The 12,411-nt window shown below is 66.6% G+C and carries 32 protein-coding genes; 30 read left to right on the forward strand and 2 right to left on the reverse strand.

The annotated features are described in order from the left end of the window. From Afe05nite_RS42565 to Afe05nite_RS42640, 16 genes are all read left to right on the forward strand, one after another. A partial coding sequence (locus Afe05nite_RS42565) for a zinc finger domain-containing protein (protein WP_203823041.1) occupies window positions 1-650 on the forward strand: 650 nt, incomplete at its 5' end. Beyond that, window positions 647-898: a hypothetical protein gene (locus Afe05nite_RS42570; RefSeq protein WP_203823042.1), complete on the forward strand. Its 252-nt coding sequence runs from the start codon at window positions 647-649 to the stop codon at window positions 896-898. The genes Afe05nite_RS42565 and Afe05nite_RS42570, both read left to right, overlap by 4 nt. A gap of 42 nt (window positions 899-940) precedes the next feature. After that, complete coding sequence (locus Afe05nite_RS42575) at window positions 941-1,738, forward strand: RNA ligase family protein (protein ID WP_203823043.1); 798 nt, start codon at window positions 941-943, stop codon at window positions 1,736-1,738. Next, window positions 1,735-2,199 (forward strand): riboflavin biosynthesis intermediates N-glycosidase, encoded by a 465-nt coding sequence (ybiA, locus tag Afe05nite_RS42580; protein WP_203823044.1) that lies wholly within the window; start codon window positions 1,735-1,737, stop codon window positions 2,197-2,199. The genes Afe05nite_RS42575 and ybiA (Afe05nite_RS42580) overlap by 4 nt, the downstream gene beginning before the upstream one ends. A gap of 16 nt (window positions 2,200-2,215) precedes the next feature. Then, window positions 2,216-2,629 (forward strand): hypothetical protein, encoded by a 414-nt coding sequence (locus Afe05nite_RS42585; protein ID WP_203823045.1) that lies wholly within the window; start codon window positions 2,216-2,218, stop codon window positions 2,627-2,629. Beyond that, window positions 2,629-2,904 carry a hypothetical protein gene (locus Afe05nite_RS42590; protein ID WP_203823046.1) on the forward strand — a complete coding sequence of 92 codons (276 nt, stop codon included), beginning with the start codon at window positions 2,629-2,631 and terminating at the stop codon, window positions 2,902-2,904. Before Afe05nite_RS42585 ends, Afe05nite_RS42590 begins: the two co-directional genes overlap by 1 nt. A 16-nt stretch (window positions 2,905-2,920) precedes the next feature. Beyond that, complete coding sequence (locus Afe05nite_RS42595) at window positions 2,921-3,376, forward strand: AAA family ATPase (RefSeq protein ID WP_203823047.1); 456 nt, start codon at window positions 2,921-2,923, stop codon at window positions 3,374-3,376. Further along, window positions 3,373-3,600 carry a hypothetical protein gene (locus Afe05nite_RS42600; RefSeq protein ID WP_203823048.1) on the forward strand — a complete coding sequence of 76 codons (228 nt, stop codon included), beginning with the start codon at window positions 3,373-3,375 and terminating at the stop codon, window positions 3,598-3,600. Before Afe05nite_RS42595 ends, Afe05nite_RS42600 begins: the two co-directional genes overlap by 4 nt. Then, complete coding sequence (locus tag Afe05nite_RS42605; protein ID WP_203823049.1) at window positions 3,597-3,875, forward strand: hypothetical protein; 279 nt, start codon at window positions 3,597-3,599, stop codon at window positions 3,873-3,875. Before Afe05nite_RS42600 ends, Afe05nite_RS42605 begins: the two co-directional genes overlap by 4 nt. A 17-nt stretch (window positions 3,876-3,892) precedes the next feature. Then, window positions 3,893-4,330: a hypothetical protein gene (locus Afe05nite_RS42610; protein ID WP_203823050.1), complete on the forward strand. Its 438-nt coding sequence runs from the start codon at window positions 3,893-3,895 to the stop codon at window positions 4,328-4,330. Further along, complete coding sequence (locus Afe05nite_RS42615; RefSeq protein ID WP_203823051.1) at window positions 4,327-4,554, forward strand: hypothetical protein; 228 nt, start codon at window positions 4,327-4,329, stop codon at window positions 4,552-4,554. Before Afe05nite_RS42610 ends, Afe05nite_RS42615 begins: the two co-directional genes overlap by 4 nt. A 199-nt stretch (window positions 4,555-4,753) precedes the next feature. Beyond that, the gene (locus Afe05nite_RS42620) at window positions 4,754-4,960 is read left to right on the forward strand and encodes a hypothetical protein (RefSeq protein WP_203823052.1); all 207 of its coding nucleotides are present in this window, start codon (window positions 4,754-4,756) and stop codon (window positions 4,958-4,960) included. Continuing rightward, complete coding sequence (locus Afe05nite_RS42625; RefSeq protein WP_203823053.1) at window positions 4,957-5,277, forward strand: hypothetical protein; 321 nt, start codon at window positions 4,957-4,959, stop codon at window positions 5,275-5,277. Before Afe05nite_RS42620 ends, Afe05nite_RS42625 begins: the two co-directional genes overlap by 4 nt. Continuing rightward, complete coding sequence (locus Afe05nite_RS42630; protein WP_203823054.1) at window positions 5,274-5,558, forward strand: hypothetical protein; 285 nt, start codon at window positions 5,274-5,276, stop codon at window positions 5,556-5,558. Before Afe05nite_RS42625 ends, Afe05nite_RS42630 begins: the two co-directional genes overlap by 4 nt. Continuing rightward, window positions 5,555-5,956: a hypothetical protein gene (locus tag Afe05nite_RS42635; protein ID WP_203823055.1), complete on the forward strand. Its 402-nt coding sequence runs from the start codon at window positions 5,555-5,557 to the stop codon at window positions 5,954-5,956. The genes Afe05nite_RS42630 and Afe05nite_RS42635 overlap by 4 nt, the downstream gene beginning before the upstream one ends. Window positions 5,957-6,089: 133 nt before the next feature. Beyond that, window positions 6,090-6,668, forward strand: coding sequence for a hypothetical protein (locus Afe05nite_RS42640; RefSeq protein WP_203823056.1), 579 nt, complete (start codon window positions 6,090-6,092; stop codon window positions 6,666-6,668). Window positions 6,669-6,750: 82 nt separating this feature from the next. Here the strand turns inward: Afe05nite_RS42640 and Afe05nite_RS42645 are convergent, their stop codons facing one another. Then, a complete protein-coding gene (locus Afe05nite_RS42645; protein ID WP_203823057.1) occupies window positions 6,751-7,245 on the reverse strand; it encodes a GIY-YIG nuclease family protein in 495 nt (164 codons plus the stop codon). A gap of 3 nt (window positions 7,246-7,248) precedes the next feature. Then, window positions 7,249-7,437, reverse strand: a complete 189-nt coding sequence (locus tag Afe05nite_RS42650) for a type II toxin-antitoxin system Phd/YefM family antitoxin (RefSeq protein WP_203823058.1) — start codon at window positions 7,435-7,437, stop codon at window positions 7,249-7,251. Window positions 7,438-7,513: 76 nt separating this feature from the next. On the opposite strand from Afe05nite_RS42650, the gene Afe05nite_RS42655 reads away from it, so the two are divergent. The 14 genes from Afe05nite_RS42655 to Afe05nite_RS42720 all read left to right on the forward strand — a co-directional run bounded on the left by Afe05nite_RS42655 (window position 7,514) and on the right by Afe05nite_RS42720 (window position 12,275). Further along, entirely contained in the window at window positions 7,514-7,678 is a 165-nt protein-coding gene (locus tag Afe05nite_RS42655; protein WP_203823059.1) for a hypothetical protein, read from the forward strand. Then, the gene (locus tag Afe05nite_RS42660; protein WP_203823060.1) at window positions 7,678-8,007 is read left to right on the forward strand and encodes a hypothetical protein; all 330 of its coding nucleotides are present in this window, start codon (window positions 7,678-7,680) and stop codon (window positions 8,005-8,007) included. Before Afe05nite_RS42655 ends, Afe05nite_RS42660 begins: the two co-directional genes overlap by 1 nt. Continuing rightward, a complete protein-coding gene (locus tag Afe05nite_RS42665) occupies window positions 8,007-8,291 on the forward strand; it encodes a hypothetical protein (RefSeq protein ID WP_203823061.1) in 285 nt (94 codons plus the stop codon). Before Afe05nite_RS42660 ends, Afe05nite_RS42665 begins: the two co-directional genes overlap by 1 nt. Then, window positions 8,288-8,458 carry a hypothetical protein gene (locus Afe05nite_RS42670; protein WP_203823062.1) on the forward strand — a complete coding sequence of 57 codons (171 nt, stop codon included), beginning with the start codon at window positions 8,288-8,290 and terminating at the stop codon, window positions 8,456-8,458. The genes Afe05nite_RS42665 and Afe05nite_RS42670 overlap by 4 nt, the downstream gene beginning before the upstream one ends. Beyond that, window positions 8,458-8,856 (forward strand): hypothetical protein, encoded by a 399-nt coding sequence (locus Afe05nite_RS42675; protein ID WP_203823063.1) that lies wholly within the window; start codon window positions 8,458-8,460, stop codon window positions 8,854-8,856. Before Afe05nite_RS42670 ends, Afe05nite_RS42675 begins: the two co-directional genes overlap by 1 nt. Further along, the gene (locus Afe05nite_RS42680; protein WP_203823064.1) at window positions 8,856-9,101 is read left to right on the forward strand and encodes a hypothetical protein; all 246 of its coding nucleotides are present in this window, start codon (window positions 8,856-8,858) and stop codon (window positions 9,099-9,101) included. The genes Afe05nite_RS42675 and Afe05nite_RS42680 overlap by 1 nt, the downstream gene beginning before the upstream one ends. Next, window positions 9,101-9,271 (forward strand): hypothetical protein, encoded by a 171-nt coding sequence (locus Afe05nite_RS42685; RefSeq protein ID WP_203823065.1) that lies wholly within the window; start codon window positions 9,101-9,103, stop codon window positions 9,269-9,271. Before Afe05nite_RS42680 ends, Afe05nite_RS42685 begins: the two co-directional genes overlap by 1 nt. After that, window positions 9,271-9,486 (forward strand): hypothetical protein, encoded by a 216-nt coding sequence (locus tag Afe05nite_RS42690; protein WP_203823066.1) that lies wholly within the window; start codon window positions 9,271-9,273, stop codon window positions 9,484-9,486. The genes Afe05nite_RS42685 and Afe05nite_RS42690 overlap by 1 nt, the downstream gene beginning before the upstream one ends. After that, the gene (ybiA, locus tag Afe05nite_RS42695) at window positions 9,483-9,971 is read left to right on the forward strand and encodes a riboflavin biosynthesis intermediates N-glycosidase (protein WP_203823067.1); all 489 of its coding nucleotides are present in this window, start codon (window positions 9,483-9,485) and stop codon (window positions 9,969-9,971) included. Before Afe05nite_RS42690 ends, ybiA (Afe05nite_RS42695) begins: the two co-directional genes overlap by 4 nt. Further along, window positions 9,968-10,201 (forward strand): hypothetical protein, encoded by a 234-nt coding sequence (locus Afe05nite_RS42700; RefSeq protein WP_203823068.1) that lies wholly within the window; start codon window positions 9,968-9,970, stop codon window positions 10,199-10,201. Before ybiA (Afe05nite_RS42695) ends, Afe05nite_RS42700 begins: the two co-directional genes overlap by 4 nt. A gap of 44 nt (window positions 10,202-10,245) precedes the next feature. Further along, window positions 10,246-10,428: a hypothetical protein gene (locus Afe05nite_RS42705; protein ID WP_203823069.1), complete on the forward strand. Its 183-nt coding sequence runs from the start codon at window positions 10,246-10,248 to the stop codon at window positions 10,426-10,428. Further along, window positions 10,425-10,874 carry a macro domain-containing protein gene (locus Afe05nite_RS42710; protein ID WP_203823070.1) on the forward strand — a complete coding sequence of 150 codons (450 nt, stop codon included), beginning with the start codon at window positions 10,425-10,427 and terminating at the stop codon, window positions 10,872-10,874. Before Afe05nite_RS42705 ends, Afe05nite_RS42710 begins: the two co-directional genes overlap by 4 nt. A 372-nt stretch (window positions 10,875-11,246) precedes the next feature. After that, window positions 11,247-11,792 carry a hypothetical protein gene (locus Afe05nite_RS42715; protein ID WP_203823071.1) on the forward strand — a complete coding sequence of 182 codons (546 nt, stop codon included), beginning with the start codon at window positions 11,247-11,249 and terminating at the stop codon, window positions 11,790-11,792. Between the two features lie 78 nt (window positions 11,793-11,870). Next, window positions 11,871-12,275 carry a GntR family transcriptional regulator gene (locus Afe05nite_RS42720; RefSeq protein WP_203823072.1) on the forward strand — a complete coding sequence of 135 codons (405 nt, stop codon included), beginning with the start codon at window positions 11,871-11,873 and terminating at the stop codon, window positions 12,273-12,275. Window positions 12,276-12,411 lie beyond the last annotated feature (136 nt).

Raw genomic sequence — 12,411 nt, forward strand, 5'->3', positions numbered from 1 at the left:
CCGACCGCACCGTGCAGCTCGGCGACGTCCCCGCCCCGCAGTACGGCTGGACCGAGGCCGAACGCGACGAGGTGCCGATGTTCCCGGCCCCGCGCGCCGCTCTCGCCGTCCGCTGCCCCAAGTGTCGCCAGCCCGGCGGCTCCATGTGCGAGTCCACCGGCGGCGGGAACCGCGCCTACGTCACCACCCACAAGGCCCGCATCGACCGGATCGCCGGCTGGACCAACGCTGTGCAGGGGCACGCTGAGATGCTGGTGAAGGCGGTCGGTCACTACGGCTACGCCAACGAGGACCTGTTCGCCGCGTTCGAGACCGCCGCCAAGCCGATCCCGGCCAAGGCCGCGAAGCAGCCCACCCCGAAGGGTGTGCAGCTCAGCGAGAAGCAGGCCGAGTACATCGAGTGGGCCGCCGAGCGTGACCCGGTCGGTGTCCTGTACTGCCCGACCACGCACCTGTCCGGTGATCACGAAACCCGGCTGTCGATCCTCGCCCTCGAAGCGAAAGGCATCGTCGTGCAGGACGGCACCGAGGACAGCGACCGAATCATGCGGCTGACCCCGTTCGGCTGGCAGGTGTACCGCCAGCATCGGCTCATCATCCGCCGACTCGACGACGCCGACGTGGACCGGCTCGAAGCGGCGACCCGATGAGCACCCACCAGATCGCCGGACACACCATCACCGACCGACAGCTCGTCGCCCTGCACGGCCTCTACCGGGGCCTCGTGAAGGACAACGGCACTGTCTATGGCGTCAACGTGCGACGGGCTCTGGACTCGCTCGCCGACAACGGGCTCATCACCCGGACCGGGATGGGCGCGTTCATGATCCCGTGGGACAGCCCAGGCGCGGCGATCATCTCAGCCACCCTCGACTTTGTGATCTCCGAGCACCTTTAGTACCGCGCACCTGCGACGCGCCTTGACCTCGAAAGGACCAGCATGACCGCAACCACCTTCGACCGCCGCACCATCAACCTGCGAGCCCTGAACTCGCTGACGAAGTACCCGTCGATCCCCACCTACCACCAGCTCGACCCCCGCAACGGCAGCCTCACCGACGAGCACATCCCGTTCACCGGTGAGGTCATCGGTACAGAAAAGGTCGACGGCACCAACTCGCGGATTATCCTGCTGCCCGACGGCGGCTACATGCTCGGCTCCCGCGAGGAGCTGCTGCACGCCAACGGCGACCTGATCCACAACCCGGCCCTCGGCATTGTCGAGCACCTCCAGCCCGTTGTCGGGCAACTCAACCCGTTGGGCACCGCCGTCAACGCCGCCGTGGTGTTCTACCTAGAGCTGTACGGCGGGAAGATCGGCGGCCAGGCGAAGCAGTACTCGGCCCGAGGCGCTGTCGGTTGGCGGCTCTTCGACGTCGCCTACATCGACCACCTCGACGAGCGGCTGACCTGGCCGGCCGAACGCATCTCGGGGTGGCGGGACAACGGCGGGCAGAAGTTCGCCACCGAGGACGAGCTGCGGGAGGAGTCACAGTCGAATGGCTTGGACCTGACGCCGCGCCTGTTCAACGCTGACGGGAACACGCTGCCCCACTCGATTGAAGACATGCACGCTTACCTGCGTAGCTGCCTGCCCGGCACGTGCGTCAGCCTGGACGACTCGGCGAAGGGTGAGGCTGAGGGCATCGTGTTGCGCACCCCGGACCGGTCCGTGATCGCGAAGGCTCGGTTCCAGGACTACGAACGCACCCTGAAGCGGCGGGCAAGCGGGCGATGACCGACGTCAGCAGCCGCGGCGCCATCACCCAATTCCGCAGCGAGTGGGCGTTCCTGTCGAACTTCCACAAAGCCCCACTCACTTGGGACGGCCAGAAATACCCGACCTCCGAGCACGCCTTCAACGCCGGCAAGACCACCGAACCGGACCTGCGGGCGTGGATCGCCGCCGCCGACAGCCCTCGCGAGGCAAAGCGGCGCGGCCACCAGGTGCGGCTACGTGACGGGTGGGACGACGTCATCCGCTACCAGGTGATGCGTGAGGTGCTCCGGGTCAAGTTCGCGCCGATCCCCGGCCGGGTGACCGCGCTGCTGTCCACCGGTGAGGCCGAACTGATCGAGGGCAACACGTGGCACGACCTGCACTGGGGCAAATGCACCTGCGCCCGGCACAAGGGCCAGGGCGACAACTACCTCGGCCGGTTCCTCATGGAGCTACGCGCCGAGCTGGCCGACCGCTGACCTTGAAAGGACAACCATGACCACCGACACCGTGACCCTGGGCAAGGAAGCCGCCCAGCGCTTGTTCGACGCCCTGTGCAACTCCATGGACTTCGGCAGCGGCTTCCTGGAGACCGACGACGTCGAGGCACTGCGCGAGATGGCCGTGGCGATCGGCGTCGACCCGAACGTCGGAACACCCGACGAATTCAAGGCCGGCTACCCGCACCCGTTCGAAGGCGAGTCCGACCGGCGGCAAGTGGCGTGGATGTTCGACGCATTCAGCCAGTCGGTCCGCTACAGCGTCACCAACGCGCCGTACACCGTCAACGACATCGACGATTCGCGGATGCCCGACTTCACCCCGTGCAAGGTCGGCTCGTACGGGCGGCGCTGCGCCAAGCCGGAGAGCAACCCGATCCACCAGGCCGAGTCCGCGACGGCCCGCTGATGTTCACCGGCTCGATCCTGCTCGGTGCTCCCGCCCCGGTCGACCCGTCCCGCACCGTGTTCGTGGCGTGCCCGACGTGCGGCTGGTGGGAACAGTCGACCCGGGTACGGCAGGCCTGCCCCGTCGACGACAGACACGCCGCGCCCATAGCGGTGTACGCCTGGGTGGAATGCCGGCAGGGCTGCGGTGGCGGCTGGTATCGGCGTCCACCCACCGGCTGTAGCGGCGGCACCCACCACCAGCTGCGGATCACTGAGTTCAAACGGCACCCCTGACCCCGGAAGGACGACCATGCCCACCCTGACAATCACTACTGGCCTCCCAGGAAGCGGTAAGACCACCTACGCCCGTGCCTGGGTCGCCGAGGACCCCGCGACCCGTTCCCGCTGCAACCGTGACGACATCGGCACCCAACTGCACGGCCGGCGCTTCTACGGCCAGGAAGACCTGTACGAGGTCACTGAAACGGCGATCACGAATGTGCAGTGCGCCCAAATCCGGGAGCTGCTGCGCATGGGCCGCGACGTGATCGTGGACGACACCAACCTTCGGGAGGAACACGCCGAGCGCCTGCGCAACCTGGCCGCATGGGAGGGTGCCGGCTTCGAGGTCGTCGACATGACTGATGTGCCATTGGACGTGGTGCTCGACCGCAACGCCCAGCGGGTCGGGACGCCCGCGTTCGTGGCCGAGGACGTCATCCGCGATATGTGGGACCGCTACGTGCGCGACCAGGTCACGTCGTGAATGCCAGCGTGTGGGTGGTGACCCGGCACGAGGTCGAGTTCCACGAGAGCGAGGTCATCGCCGTCTCGGCAAGCCTGGACAGTGCCATGCAGGCGTGCGACGACAACTACGGTGCTGCCTGGCCGCAGCTGGAGTGGGTGCAGCAGGCCGACGGCTCGTGGACCACCTACGTCAAGGCTGGGCTGCCGCGCTACACCGCCGACCCTTGGGAGGTGACACCGTGAGCACCCTCGCCGACAAGCTGGACAAGCAGTTCGACTACCAACGCACCCTCTACGCCACCAGTGGTGACGCGGCGGATCTGTTCGTGGAGGTCGACTACCTCACCGCCTATTTCGCCCAGCAGACGCGTCAGGAGCCGGCAAGGCTGCGCCGCCAGGTGAAGGTCGAGCTGGAGCGCAGGGCTGATGCGGGCGAGGTGCGCCGCTGGCTGGACGTGCACGGGTCATCGCTGCGAGCTGACCGCGTCGATCACTACTTCATCGCCGAGCAAGCCTGACCTCCAAAGGACCCACCATGAGAACCGCCATGCAGAACCTCCACGAACGCTGGGGACTGAGCACCAGCAAAATCGCCCGCGCCCTCGACATCAGCCAGCGCGTCGCCCGCCTTGCCCGCGACGGCACCACCACCGCGCAGGGTGCCGAAAAGCTCGACGGCTTCCTCAACCGCGTTCACGACCACGGCATCGAGGAGCCGGCTGCCTGGATGGCCGAACCGGTCGTGAACGGCTTCACGGTCACCCGCTGGCATCTGTACGCGGCCGGGCTGCACGAGCTGCTGGTTCGCAACGCGATCGGCACGATCACCGACGCCGACCTGCTGCACCGGCACGACCCTGACTGGCGCCGCACCTACTGGACCTCTTCCACCACCTTCGTCGCCAGCGACGGCCATCTTTCCATCCGAGAGAAGACCTACGACGAGGTGCGGGCGCAGGTGGGTGGGCGATGAGCAGGCTGGAGCAGTTCATCATCCGCCACAAGCTGGCCCGCTACGCCTTTGTGCTGATCTCTTGGCCGTTCGAGGCGGTTAAGGACCGAGTCATGGGCGTCTGGAACCCGGTCGGTATTCACGAGCTGCGCACGTCTCTTGCTTGGGCCCGATGGGGCGGCGATCCCAGTTTTCTGCCTCCCCGACCCGAGGCGGCGCCGATCAGCGAGCAGTGGCAGCGATGACCGCCCCGGACGGCGCGCCGACCTGCCCCCGATGCGGCTCCAGCCGCTGGGTGTCCGTATCACTTGACGAGGGCTGGACCAGGAGAGCCCAGTGCGTGCCCTGCGGCAGTCTGCACCCGCCGATCATCGGGCCCGGGTGGCGGCATCCTGACTGCAACGATCCAGCCGCTGTTCACGCCTCCTACCGAACGGAAGCCACATGACCAACACTCCACCCGATCCGGACGACTTTGGGATCAACGCCGACCACGACGGCGAAATGGACCTTGCATGTCCTGTCCACGGCTGCGGAGGTTGGTGGGTGGCGGTCCTGCAGGGCTCGAGCATCCGTGAGCAGCGAGACCTCGCCCACGCGCATATCGCCGAGAAGCACAGTGAGGCCCTCGGCTCGAAAGCGGCGCAATGATCCCCGACCTTCCCGAGCCGTGGCAGCTGTACCCCATGCCACCCGAGCAGACCGCCGCGATCGAACAGCACATCGCCCGGCAGGCTGAGGCGGCCGTGGAGCGGGAACGCGACCGGATCGCAGGTCTGCTCGCGGACGCTGCCGCCGGCCGCCGTGAGTACGCCGTCAACGCACCCGACGACTCCGCCCTGGTGCTGGAGTCCGAAGCCGTCCAGTTGGAGACGGTGGCCCGGATGGTCCGCGGCGACATGACCGCAATGACCGCGTGGCTGCCCTCGTGGCGGTGGACGGCTGAGATGTGCGAGGAGATCCGGTGACCACACCCGAATCCTGCCGCTGGTGTGACGGGCCCAAACAAGGACACGGCCAGCGCTACACCACCGGTATCGGCTGGCACGCCTATGAGGCGCCAGAAACCGAACTTATCGAGGCCCGCATGCAGGCGAAGTACGGGCTGGACGCGGCCACGGGCATGGACGACGAGTACCACCGGGCGGGTGTCTACTGCGGCGAGCCATCCCACTGCACGGAACCGTTTCCTGGCGCGCTGCCAGGGATGCCGTACCACAAGGTGCGATCGCAAGTGGGTGGGCGATGACCGACCCGAACTGGGCGCGATTTGACGCCGGCCCTGAGACGCCGGCCAAGACCGTGCCGACCAGACAAACCGTCGCCAGCATCTGGACAGAGTTGCAGCGCCTCAATATCCCCATGCGCGGCTGGTGGTACGAGCCGGAGCCCACCGACGATTGCCCCGAGCTCTGCTACGGCATGGAGGTTGCGAAGGAAGCCCTCACCGACTGGGAGGTCGACTGTGTGACCTTCAACTGGGACGAGGTAAACGGTTGGACCATGGATTCTTACTGCGCGCCTGGCATGACCGACGCCAAGCCTGTCGTGATGGCTGTGGACGACCCGTACGACCCGGTCGGGGTGGCCGGCTACTTCAAGGCCGTCATCGACGGGGAGATCAACGAGTTCCGGGCGGCGACGTGAGCTCCCCGTGGGACTTCTGCCTCTGCGGCCACCTGATGCTGCTGCACGACGTCGAGGACTTGGACGGCTCCAACCCGACGTGCTGCGTGGCCGGCTGCGACCAGGTTGGATGCGGCGTGGAAGGATCGCAACCGTGACCTACTCGGCCCACCACGACCTGAGCATGCACAACATCCCAGCCCGCCCAGGCGACCCGTTGCTGGTCGGTGACCAAGCGGTCGTGGATGTGATCGTGAAGGTTGCCTACAACGCCTGCCGTCAGATGGGCTCCACCCACAACGCTGCACCGTGCGCCCAAGCCCTCTCGGAGCGCATCTACCACCCGAAGCCGGGCGACCCCGTGTACGTGCCGGACTCGCTGCGCCAAGACGAGGACGGCCGCCGTAAGGGGGTCGGCTACCTGGTCGTTGCACGGACCGAGTGGTGGCACTCCGACGAGGACTGGCTAGCGCCCAACCCGGACGACCCGTGGGGTTCATCCTTCGCGCAGTGGACCCTCGACGAACCGCTGGTGTGGGATCCGCTCACCCATCCGAAGCGACCGAAGGAAGATGTGTTCTACGTGCAGTACGGCCCGGACCCTGGCGATATCTGCCGGTGGGAGAACGCATCGTGCTACGCGCTGCCGCTCGGCGGCGACATGATGCGGGAACTCGCCGAGGCAGCAAGGGTGATCGTTCTGGCCGAGAGGGGAAACGCGTGGGCGCACTGAAGGTCTGGCATCTCGCGATCTGCCTGCTGCCGTTTCTGGCGGTGGTCGGAGTGGTGCTGTTGGTGCGCGTCACCCGGCGTCGCTAGCCCTGCTTTCGCGGCCGGCCCCGCTTGTAGGGCGGTTTGAACTTCTCGAGTTCGCGTTCGCGCTCACGGGGGCGCGCCGCATATTCGCCGATGATGGCGACAACCAGGTCCGTCATCGTCCAGCCCGTACCGTCGAGACGCGCCTTTACCTTCTCGCGAAGTTCCTTCGGAACACGGAGGCTCGCGGACTTAATTTTGTGGTGATCGATCTGGAGTCCACGGCCCTCGCTCACTTCTACCCCGATGACGTTGTATCTGGGTGACTCCTCTGCGATAGCAAGCGCCTCGCTGAGTTCGGCTTCGCCCCGGCTGGGGAACCAAACCTCCGTTCGGCGAAAGACTTCGTGCCACCACAGCTTCGTGACCTTGTGGCTCGCGCAACGTCGGTCCGGATTGGCGGACATCCCGACGTAAAGGAGCCGTCCACTCTGATTCCACAGCCGGTAAACAGCGGTCGGACGTTCTTCTAGCGGCTCAAGCTGTGATTCCACCTACTACCTGCGCTCCTCATCCAGCGCGTCATCAGCAACCGAGAGCGGCACAACGGCTGCAATCCGCCGGCCCCTGCTGGTGATGTAGGTGACCTTCCCAGCGGCGGCGTCGTAGAGGAGGTCGGCGAACTTCTCCCGTGCCTCCCGGACGCTTTTGTCGCTGGTCGTCTTCACCTTGTCCCTCTTGCCCATGACACGGATGTTATCTGTTGTCCATAAGAGTACACTGGTGTACACAAAACGATCATTGCGGCAGCTAGGAGGCACCATGAACCCCAATGGCACCGGACCCCACCTCACCGTCGGCGAGTCCCTGCGACTCGCTCGGTATCTCGTCGACGCCGGCCATCCCGAGGTGGCCCGTGAGGTGATCGGGTCGGTCGTGGATGCCCTCACCCTCGACGCGATCAACAGCATGGTCAAGGGCGCCTGATGAGCAGGGGCGAGGAAGCCGTCGAGTGGGTAGCCGAGCTGCTCAGGCAGCTCGGCCCGACCCGCGAAGAGGTCGCCGACAGTCTGCGCAAAGCTGGCATCACCGGCCTGCCCGACAACGTGTTCGAAGACCCGATCGCCAACTACCTGAAGGCCAACGGTGTCACCAGCCCTGAAGTGGACCTGGAGCAGGTCGCCCTGGACGCCTACGAGAACCCGGACATGACCGACGGGCCGTTCCGGGTCCGCCTGCCGAGGCCGGTTCGGGAGTTCATCCTCGCGTTTGAGGAAGGCGCCTACGCAGACCTGCGCGCGGAGGTGAACGTCTGATGGACACCGTCATCTTCAGAAACCGCATCACCGGCCGTCTCGTCGAGGCCGTGCAGTACTCCAGCGAGAACGACCGTGAGGTGTTCGAGTGGGCGCCAGGCAAACAGCACCACGAACCCGGCGGGCAGGTGCGAGGCATGAACGTCTTCACCCCCGAGGGGCGGCGCCGGGCGGTCTGGGGTGACTGGATCTTCCGGGACGAAGGCACCGACCGGTTCTGGGTCGCCCCGGCCGACGGGTTCGACGACGACTACGAGCTCGTCGCGGCGGAGGTGCCGGCGTGAGGCTGTCCGAACTCGCCGCGCAGGTCGACGGCGACCCCGAGCTGATGATCGACGGGCCGGACAGCATCCCCGTGCCGGTCTCTGGCGCCGACATTGCCTACACGCACGTGCCGGGCGCGGGTGTCGTGTTGTGCCTGGTCCTGGAAACCCACGAGGAGGAGGACTGATGTCCGGCATTACCGTCAACGACCATGTCTGCTGGGTCCTCACCTACCCGTCCGGCCCCAGCGAGTTCGAACCGCACTACGACACCGAAGACAAGGCCCTCAAGGCAGCCGCCGAGGACGACAACGACAACCGCGGCACCCCCAAGCGCCTCGACCAGCCGTGCGCGACAGCAACCTCGGCCTGCGGCTACAGCTACGACGAGGACGAGTTCGTGGAGCACTGGCCAGACGCTGGCGAACTCAAACAGCACCTGCGGGGCTTGGACTACCGGTTCCTCGGCGACGGCACCCTGCTGTGCCCGGCCGGTGTCGACTGCGACGAGTGCGATGCGCTCGCCCCTGCCGTGGTGGAGCCGGAGCTTCCGGGGCAGATGAGCATCGGCGAGGTGAACGCCTGATGGACCTCTACTGCTGGAACCACAACAAGGTCCACCCGTTCACCCCGGGTGAGGTGGAACAAATCGTGTACGCGTTGACCGCGGAGGTTTGGACCGCCCACCAGCTGGGCGACCCGGACGGCGACTATCGCGAGTATGACCCGAAGTGGCTGATTTGCCCACGGGAGGCGCTAGCGATGGGTCAGGACTCGGAGTGCTACCTGGAGCAGGTCGAACAGGGCGTCGCCTGTCGGCGGGACGGCTGATGCAGACCGAAGACCAGCAGCAATTTCGGATCTCAGCGATCGTCACGTCCGGCCCCGACCTCTCCATCCAGTGCCTCCGCTGCCACCGTTGGGCGCTCCACGTCGACAGGCCGCTGACGCTGGCGGAACTCACCCGGCATGCCGAGGTGCACCTGGAAGAGGCGCACTGATGTCCGCCCTGATCCCCCGCGCCGGCCTTCTCGCGATCGCCGAGAAGTACAACGACTCCGGAAACTTCGACGGAGAGTGGGCCACTGATCGAGTTCGGCAGGCAGCGACTCAACTCCGCGCCGATATCGGCCGCACCCTTCACCCGCACGTCCTGCTGGAGATGGCCGACGACCTGGACGCCCTCGCCGACCGCTACGAAAAGGAGGCGTCGTGACCGTCATCGACGCCTTCCGGGGCGAGTTCGGCTTCCTCAGCAACTTCCACCCGGCACAACTCACCTGGGAAGGCATCACCTATCCGACGTCGGAGCACGCGTTCAACGCCGGGAAGACCCTTGACCATGACGAGAGGTGGCAGATCTCCCTGGCGCCGACACCGAAGCTCGCCAAGCAGATGGGCCGGTCGGTGAAGCTGCGACCGCTGTGGGACGCGTCGGTTCGGTACGACGTGATGGCCGAGGTGCTGCGGGCCAAGTTCGCCTGCCATCCGATGCGCATTGATGCTCTGCTCGGCACCGGTGGCGCCATTCTGGTCGAGGGCAACACGTGGCATGACCAGCACTGGGGCGACTGCCGCTGCGGTCTTCCAAGGTGTGCTCGACCTGGCGAGAACCATCTCGGACGAATGCTGATGGAGCTCCGGGCGAAGCTGGCTCAAGGTGGTGCCGAGCGACCGGCCGACCCGGTGATGATCCGGTGACCGACTACGTCACCTACCACGCCGGCGAAACCCTTGAGGACACGTTCCGCCGCTCCGACGGCGACGAGACCGGCTACGCCATCCCCTGGCCGCTGATCCTCCAACTGGAGTCGACGAAAGCCGCGTACGAGAGCACGGTCGCCGCCATCAAGCAGCACATCGAGGACCACCAGGTGCCCGAGGTTGCCCTCGAGACTGAGGAACCGACCGGCGAGGAGTACCCCTGGTGACCATGGACCTGCGCCGCGCCGTCGCCTACCTGTGAAGGACCCGCATGGACACACCGGACCACATCATCGTCGCCGAGTACAGCTACGGCCTCGAACCACGCGAGATCGAACTGTGTACCGGGGAGGAAGCCGCCCGGGAGGCGTTGAAGGTGTCCCGTACCTACGCCGAGGAGTCCGGTATCCCGGTCGCCTACCGCCTGTTCAGGCTGGTCGAGGTGCAGGCGTGACTGTCGAGTACCGCACCGGTGACCTGTTCGCGCAAGGCTTCCGGGCGCTCGCACACGGCTGCAACTGCCGCGGAGTGATGGGCGCCGGGATTGCCCGCGAGTTCCGGCGCCGCTGGCCCGCCATGTACAACACCTACCGGAAGGCCTGCCAAGACCGCCTCGTCCAGCCCGGCGACATGCTGCCCTGGCAGGCCCCCGACGGCACGATGATCTACAACCTGGCCACACAGGACCGGCCCGGCCCCCACGCCACCCTGCAGGCGATCCGCACGTCCGTAGCGGTGATGCTGAACGACGCCGAACACGCAGGCATCGACCGGATCGGGCTACCCCGGATCGGAGCCGGCATCGGAGGACTGCCCTGGCCGGACGTCACCGCCGTACTGGAGGACATCGCCGGGTCCAGCCCGGTGCGACTCGTCGTGGTGTCCCTGCCAGGCGCCTGACCCCCGCCGACGTGAAGGGCGCCACCTGCACGTTCACGTTCGCGGCGCCCGACCAGGGTCGGCCGGACGGCTGACCACCGGCGTGGGAGTGCCCTAACGCCCACCAGGCGGTTCGGTAACGGCTCCCCCGAACATCAGTTCGAGTTCAACCGATCGGTCAGACCTGGCCTGAGCAGCACCGATAGCCCAAAACGGTCACGATGAGGCCACGCCAACGATCTGGCCAGGGAGAAGGCGCGCACACAGTCGCACTCATCCACCAAAGAATCACTGCCGCACGACAATCAAGGCCGTAACCAGAGGCTTTCCAGATCGATGACCTCGACATACCGTCCGTCACGGGACGGAAACCATCACCGCGGGGAGGCCCCGATGGAGGCAGGAACAGAAACACAAGATCTACGGGCTCTCACCCACACCATCGACGAAACCAGCGACAACATCGGCCACACCGAGAAGCAAACCCGCCGGCGCGGGCAACGCTGCTTCTGGTCAGGCCTCGGCATCATCTTCGCCACGTTCCTGCTCTGCCTCGCCACCGCGATCATCTCCGAGCAGAACGTCTACCACTCCCGGGCCGGGCAACTCTTCGGCGTCCTGGCGATCATCCCGCTCATGCTGGCCGGGCTCGCCCTCGTCATCGTCGGCGGGCTCGAGCACCGGCACCGACCCGAACGTGCCGCGAGCCGAGGCACGTTCGCCGCGACCCAGCGGAACTCGCTGCTGCTCGAGCGGCTGAGGGTCGACCACGACGAGCGGTACCAGACACTGTTCGGGTTGACCGCACCCGTGCCGGGACGTCTCGCCGAACTCACCGAACGCGTCGCGGCGCTCGAGACCACGGTCGAGAAGGTCCCCGACTACGGGCAGGCCGTTCTGGATGGTGTGGAGCTGGGCCGCCGGGAGATCCGGCACTGATACGCGTCGATAAGGTTAGGTACCTGGGTATTTAGATATCCAGGTAGTCCACTTCGGCCGCACCCATAAGGTGCACCGGTGATCATCCCGCCGTACGGCACTGCCACCTACCGGCAGATCGCCGCGATCCTGCGGGAAGAGATCCTCGCCCACCGCATCCGACCTGGCTACCCTCTCCCCAGCGAGGCGACGCTGCAGCAGACGTACGGCGTTGCGGGCCTGACCGCCCGCCGCGCCGTCGACGTCCTACGGGCGGAAGGGCTCGCCGACTTCCAGCGGGGGCGTGGCGTCATGGTGAGGCATCAACCGGAACGTTCGAACCTCGACGTGCCCGCAGGCGCGACGCTCACCTCACGGATGCCGACTCTCGATGAGCGCGACGAGCTCGACATCGGCGAGGGTGTCCCGGTGTTCTCGGTGACGGCCCCGGACGGGACCGTGGAGATCTACCCGGCGGACCGGTGGCAGGTCCGGATGCCCTGAAGGCACGCCGCCCGCAGCGCGGGCGCCCCCACGGTGACCCCAGCGGGCCGCCCGGGGCGGTCGAGGTCGATATCGGTGCGGCGTTCGCGCTGCTCAGCGCTGGTGCGGCTATCGTCGTGTCGATCAAGGCGGTAGT

This window comes from Paractinoplanes ferrugineus, assembly GCF_016862195.1.
In the GTDB taxonomy this organism is placed as follows: Bacteria; Actinomycetota; Actinomycetes; order Mycobacteriales; family Micromonosporaceae; genus Actinoplanes; species Actinoplanes ferrugineus.

Bases quoted from the DNA above. Each gene is read 5' to 3' on its own strand.
- Afe05nite_RS42570 (WP_203823042.1), top strand. From the start codon at position 647: ATGAGCACCCACCAGATCGCCGGACACACCATCACCGACCGACAGCTC.
- Afe05nite_RS42575 (WP_203823043.1), top strand. From the start codon at position 941: ATGACCGCAACCACCTTCGACCGCCGCACCATCAACCTGCGAGCCCTG.
- ybiA (WP_203823044.1), top strand. From the start codon at position 1,735: ATGACCGACGTCAGCAGCCGCGGCGCCATCACCCAATTCCGCAGCGAG.
- Afe05nite_RS42585 (WP_203823045.1), top strand. From the start codon at position 2,216: ATGACCACCGACACCGTGACCCTGGGCAAGGAAGCCGCCCAGCGCTTG.
- Afe05nite_RS42590 (WP_203823046.1), top strand. From the start codon at position 2,629: ATGTTCACCGGCTCGATCCTGCTCGGTGCTCCCGCCCCGGTCGACCCG.
- Afe05nite_RS42595 (WP_203823047.1), top strand. From the start codon at position 2,921: ATGCCCACCCTGACAATCACTACTGGCCTCCCAGGAAGCGGTAAGACC.
- Afe05nite_RS42610 (WP_203823050.1), top strand. From the start codon at position 3,893: ATGAGAACCGCCATGCAGAACCTCCACGAACGCTGGGGACTGAGCACC.
- Afe05nite_RS42615 (WP_203823051.1), top strand. From the start codon at position 4,327: ATGAGCAGGCTGGAGCAGTTCATCATCCGCCACAAGCTGGCCCGCTAC.
- Afe05nite_RS42620 (WP_203823052.1), top strand. From the start codon at position 4,754: ATGACCAACACTCCACCCGATCCGGACGACTTTGGGATCAACGCCGAC.
- Afe05nite_RS42625 (WP_203823053.1), top strand. From the start codon at position 4,957: ATGATCCCCGACCTTCCCGAGCCGTGGCAGCTGTACCCCATGCCACCC.
- Afe05nite_RS42635 (WP_203823055.1), top strand. From the start codon at position 5,555: ATGACCGACCCGAACTGGGCGCGATTTGACGCCGGCCCTGAGACGCCG.
- Afe05nite_RS42650 (WP_203823058.1), bottom strand. From the start codon at position 7,437: ATGGGCAAGAGGGACAAGGTGAAGACGACCAGCGACAAAAGCGTCCGG.
- Afe05nite_RS42655 (WP_203823059.1), top strand. From the start codon at position 7,514: ATGAACCCCAATGGCACCGGACCCCACCTCACCGTCGGCGAGTCCCTG.
- Afe05nite_RS42660 (WP_203823060.1), top strand. From the start codon at position 7,678: ATGAGCAGGGGCGAGGAAGCCGTCGAGTGGGTAGCCGAGCTGCTCAGG.
- Afe05nite_RS42665 (WP_203823061.1), top strand. From the start codon at position 8,007: ATGGACACCGTCATCTTCAGAAACCGCATCACCGGCCGTCTCGTCGAG.
- Afe05nite_RS42675 (WP_203823063.1), top strand. From the start codon at position 8,458: ATGTCCGGCATTACCGTCAACGACCATGTCTGCTGGGTCCTCACCTAC.
- Afe05nite_RS42680 (WP_203823064.1), top strand. From the start codon at position 8,856: ATGGACCTCTACTGCTGGAACCACAACAAGGTCCACCCGTTCACCCCG.
- Afe05nite_RS42685 (WP_203823065.1), top strand. From the start codon at position 9,101: ATGCAGACCGAAGACCAGCAGCAATTTCGGATCTCAGCGATCGTCACG.
- Afe05nite_RS42690 (WP_203823066.1), top strand. From the start codon at position 9,271: ATGTCCGCCCTGATCCCCCGCGCCGGCCTTCTCGCGATCGCCGAGAAG.
- Afe05nite_RS42705 (WP_203823069.1), top strand. From the start codon at position 10,246: ATGGACACACCGGACCACATCATCGTCGCCGAGTACAGCTACGGCCTC.
- Afe05nite_RS42715 (WP_203823071.1), top strand. From the start codon at position 11,247: ATGGAGGCAGGAACAGAAACACAAGATCTACGGGCTCTCACCCACACC.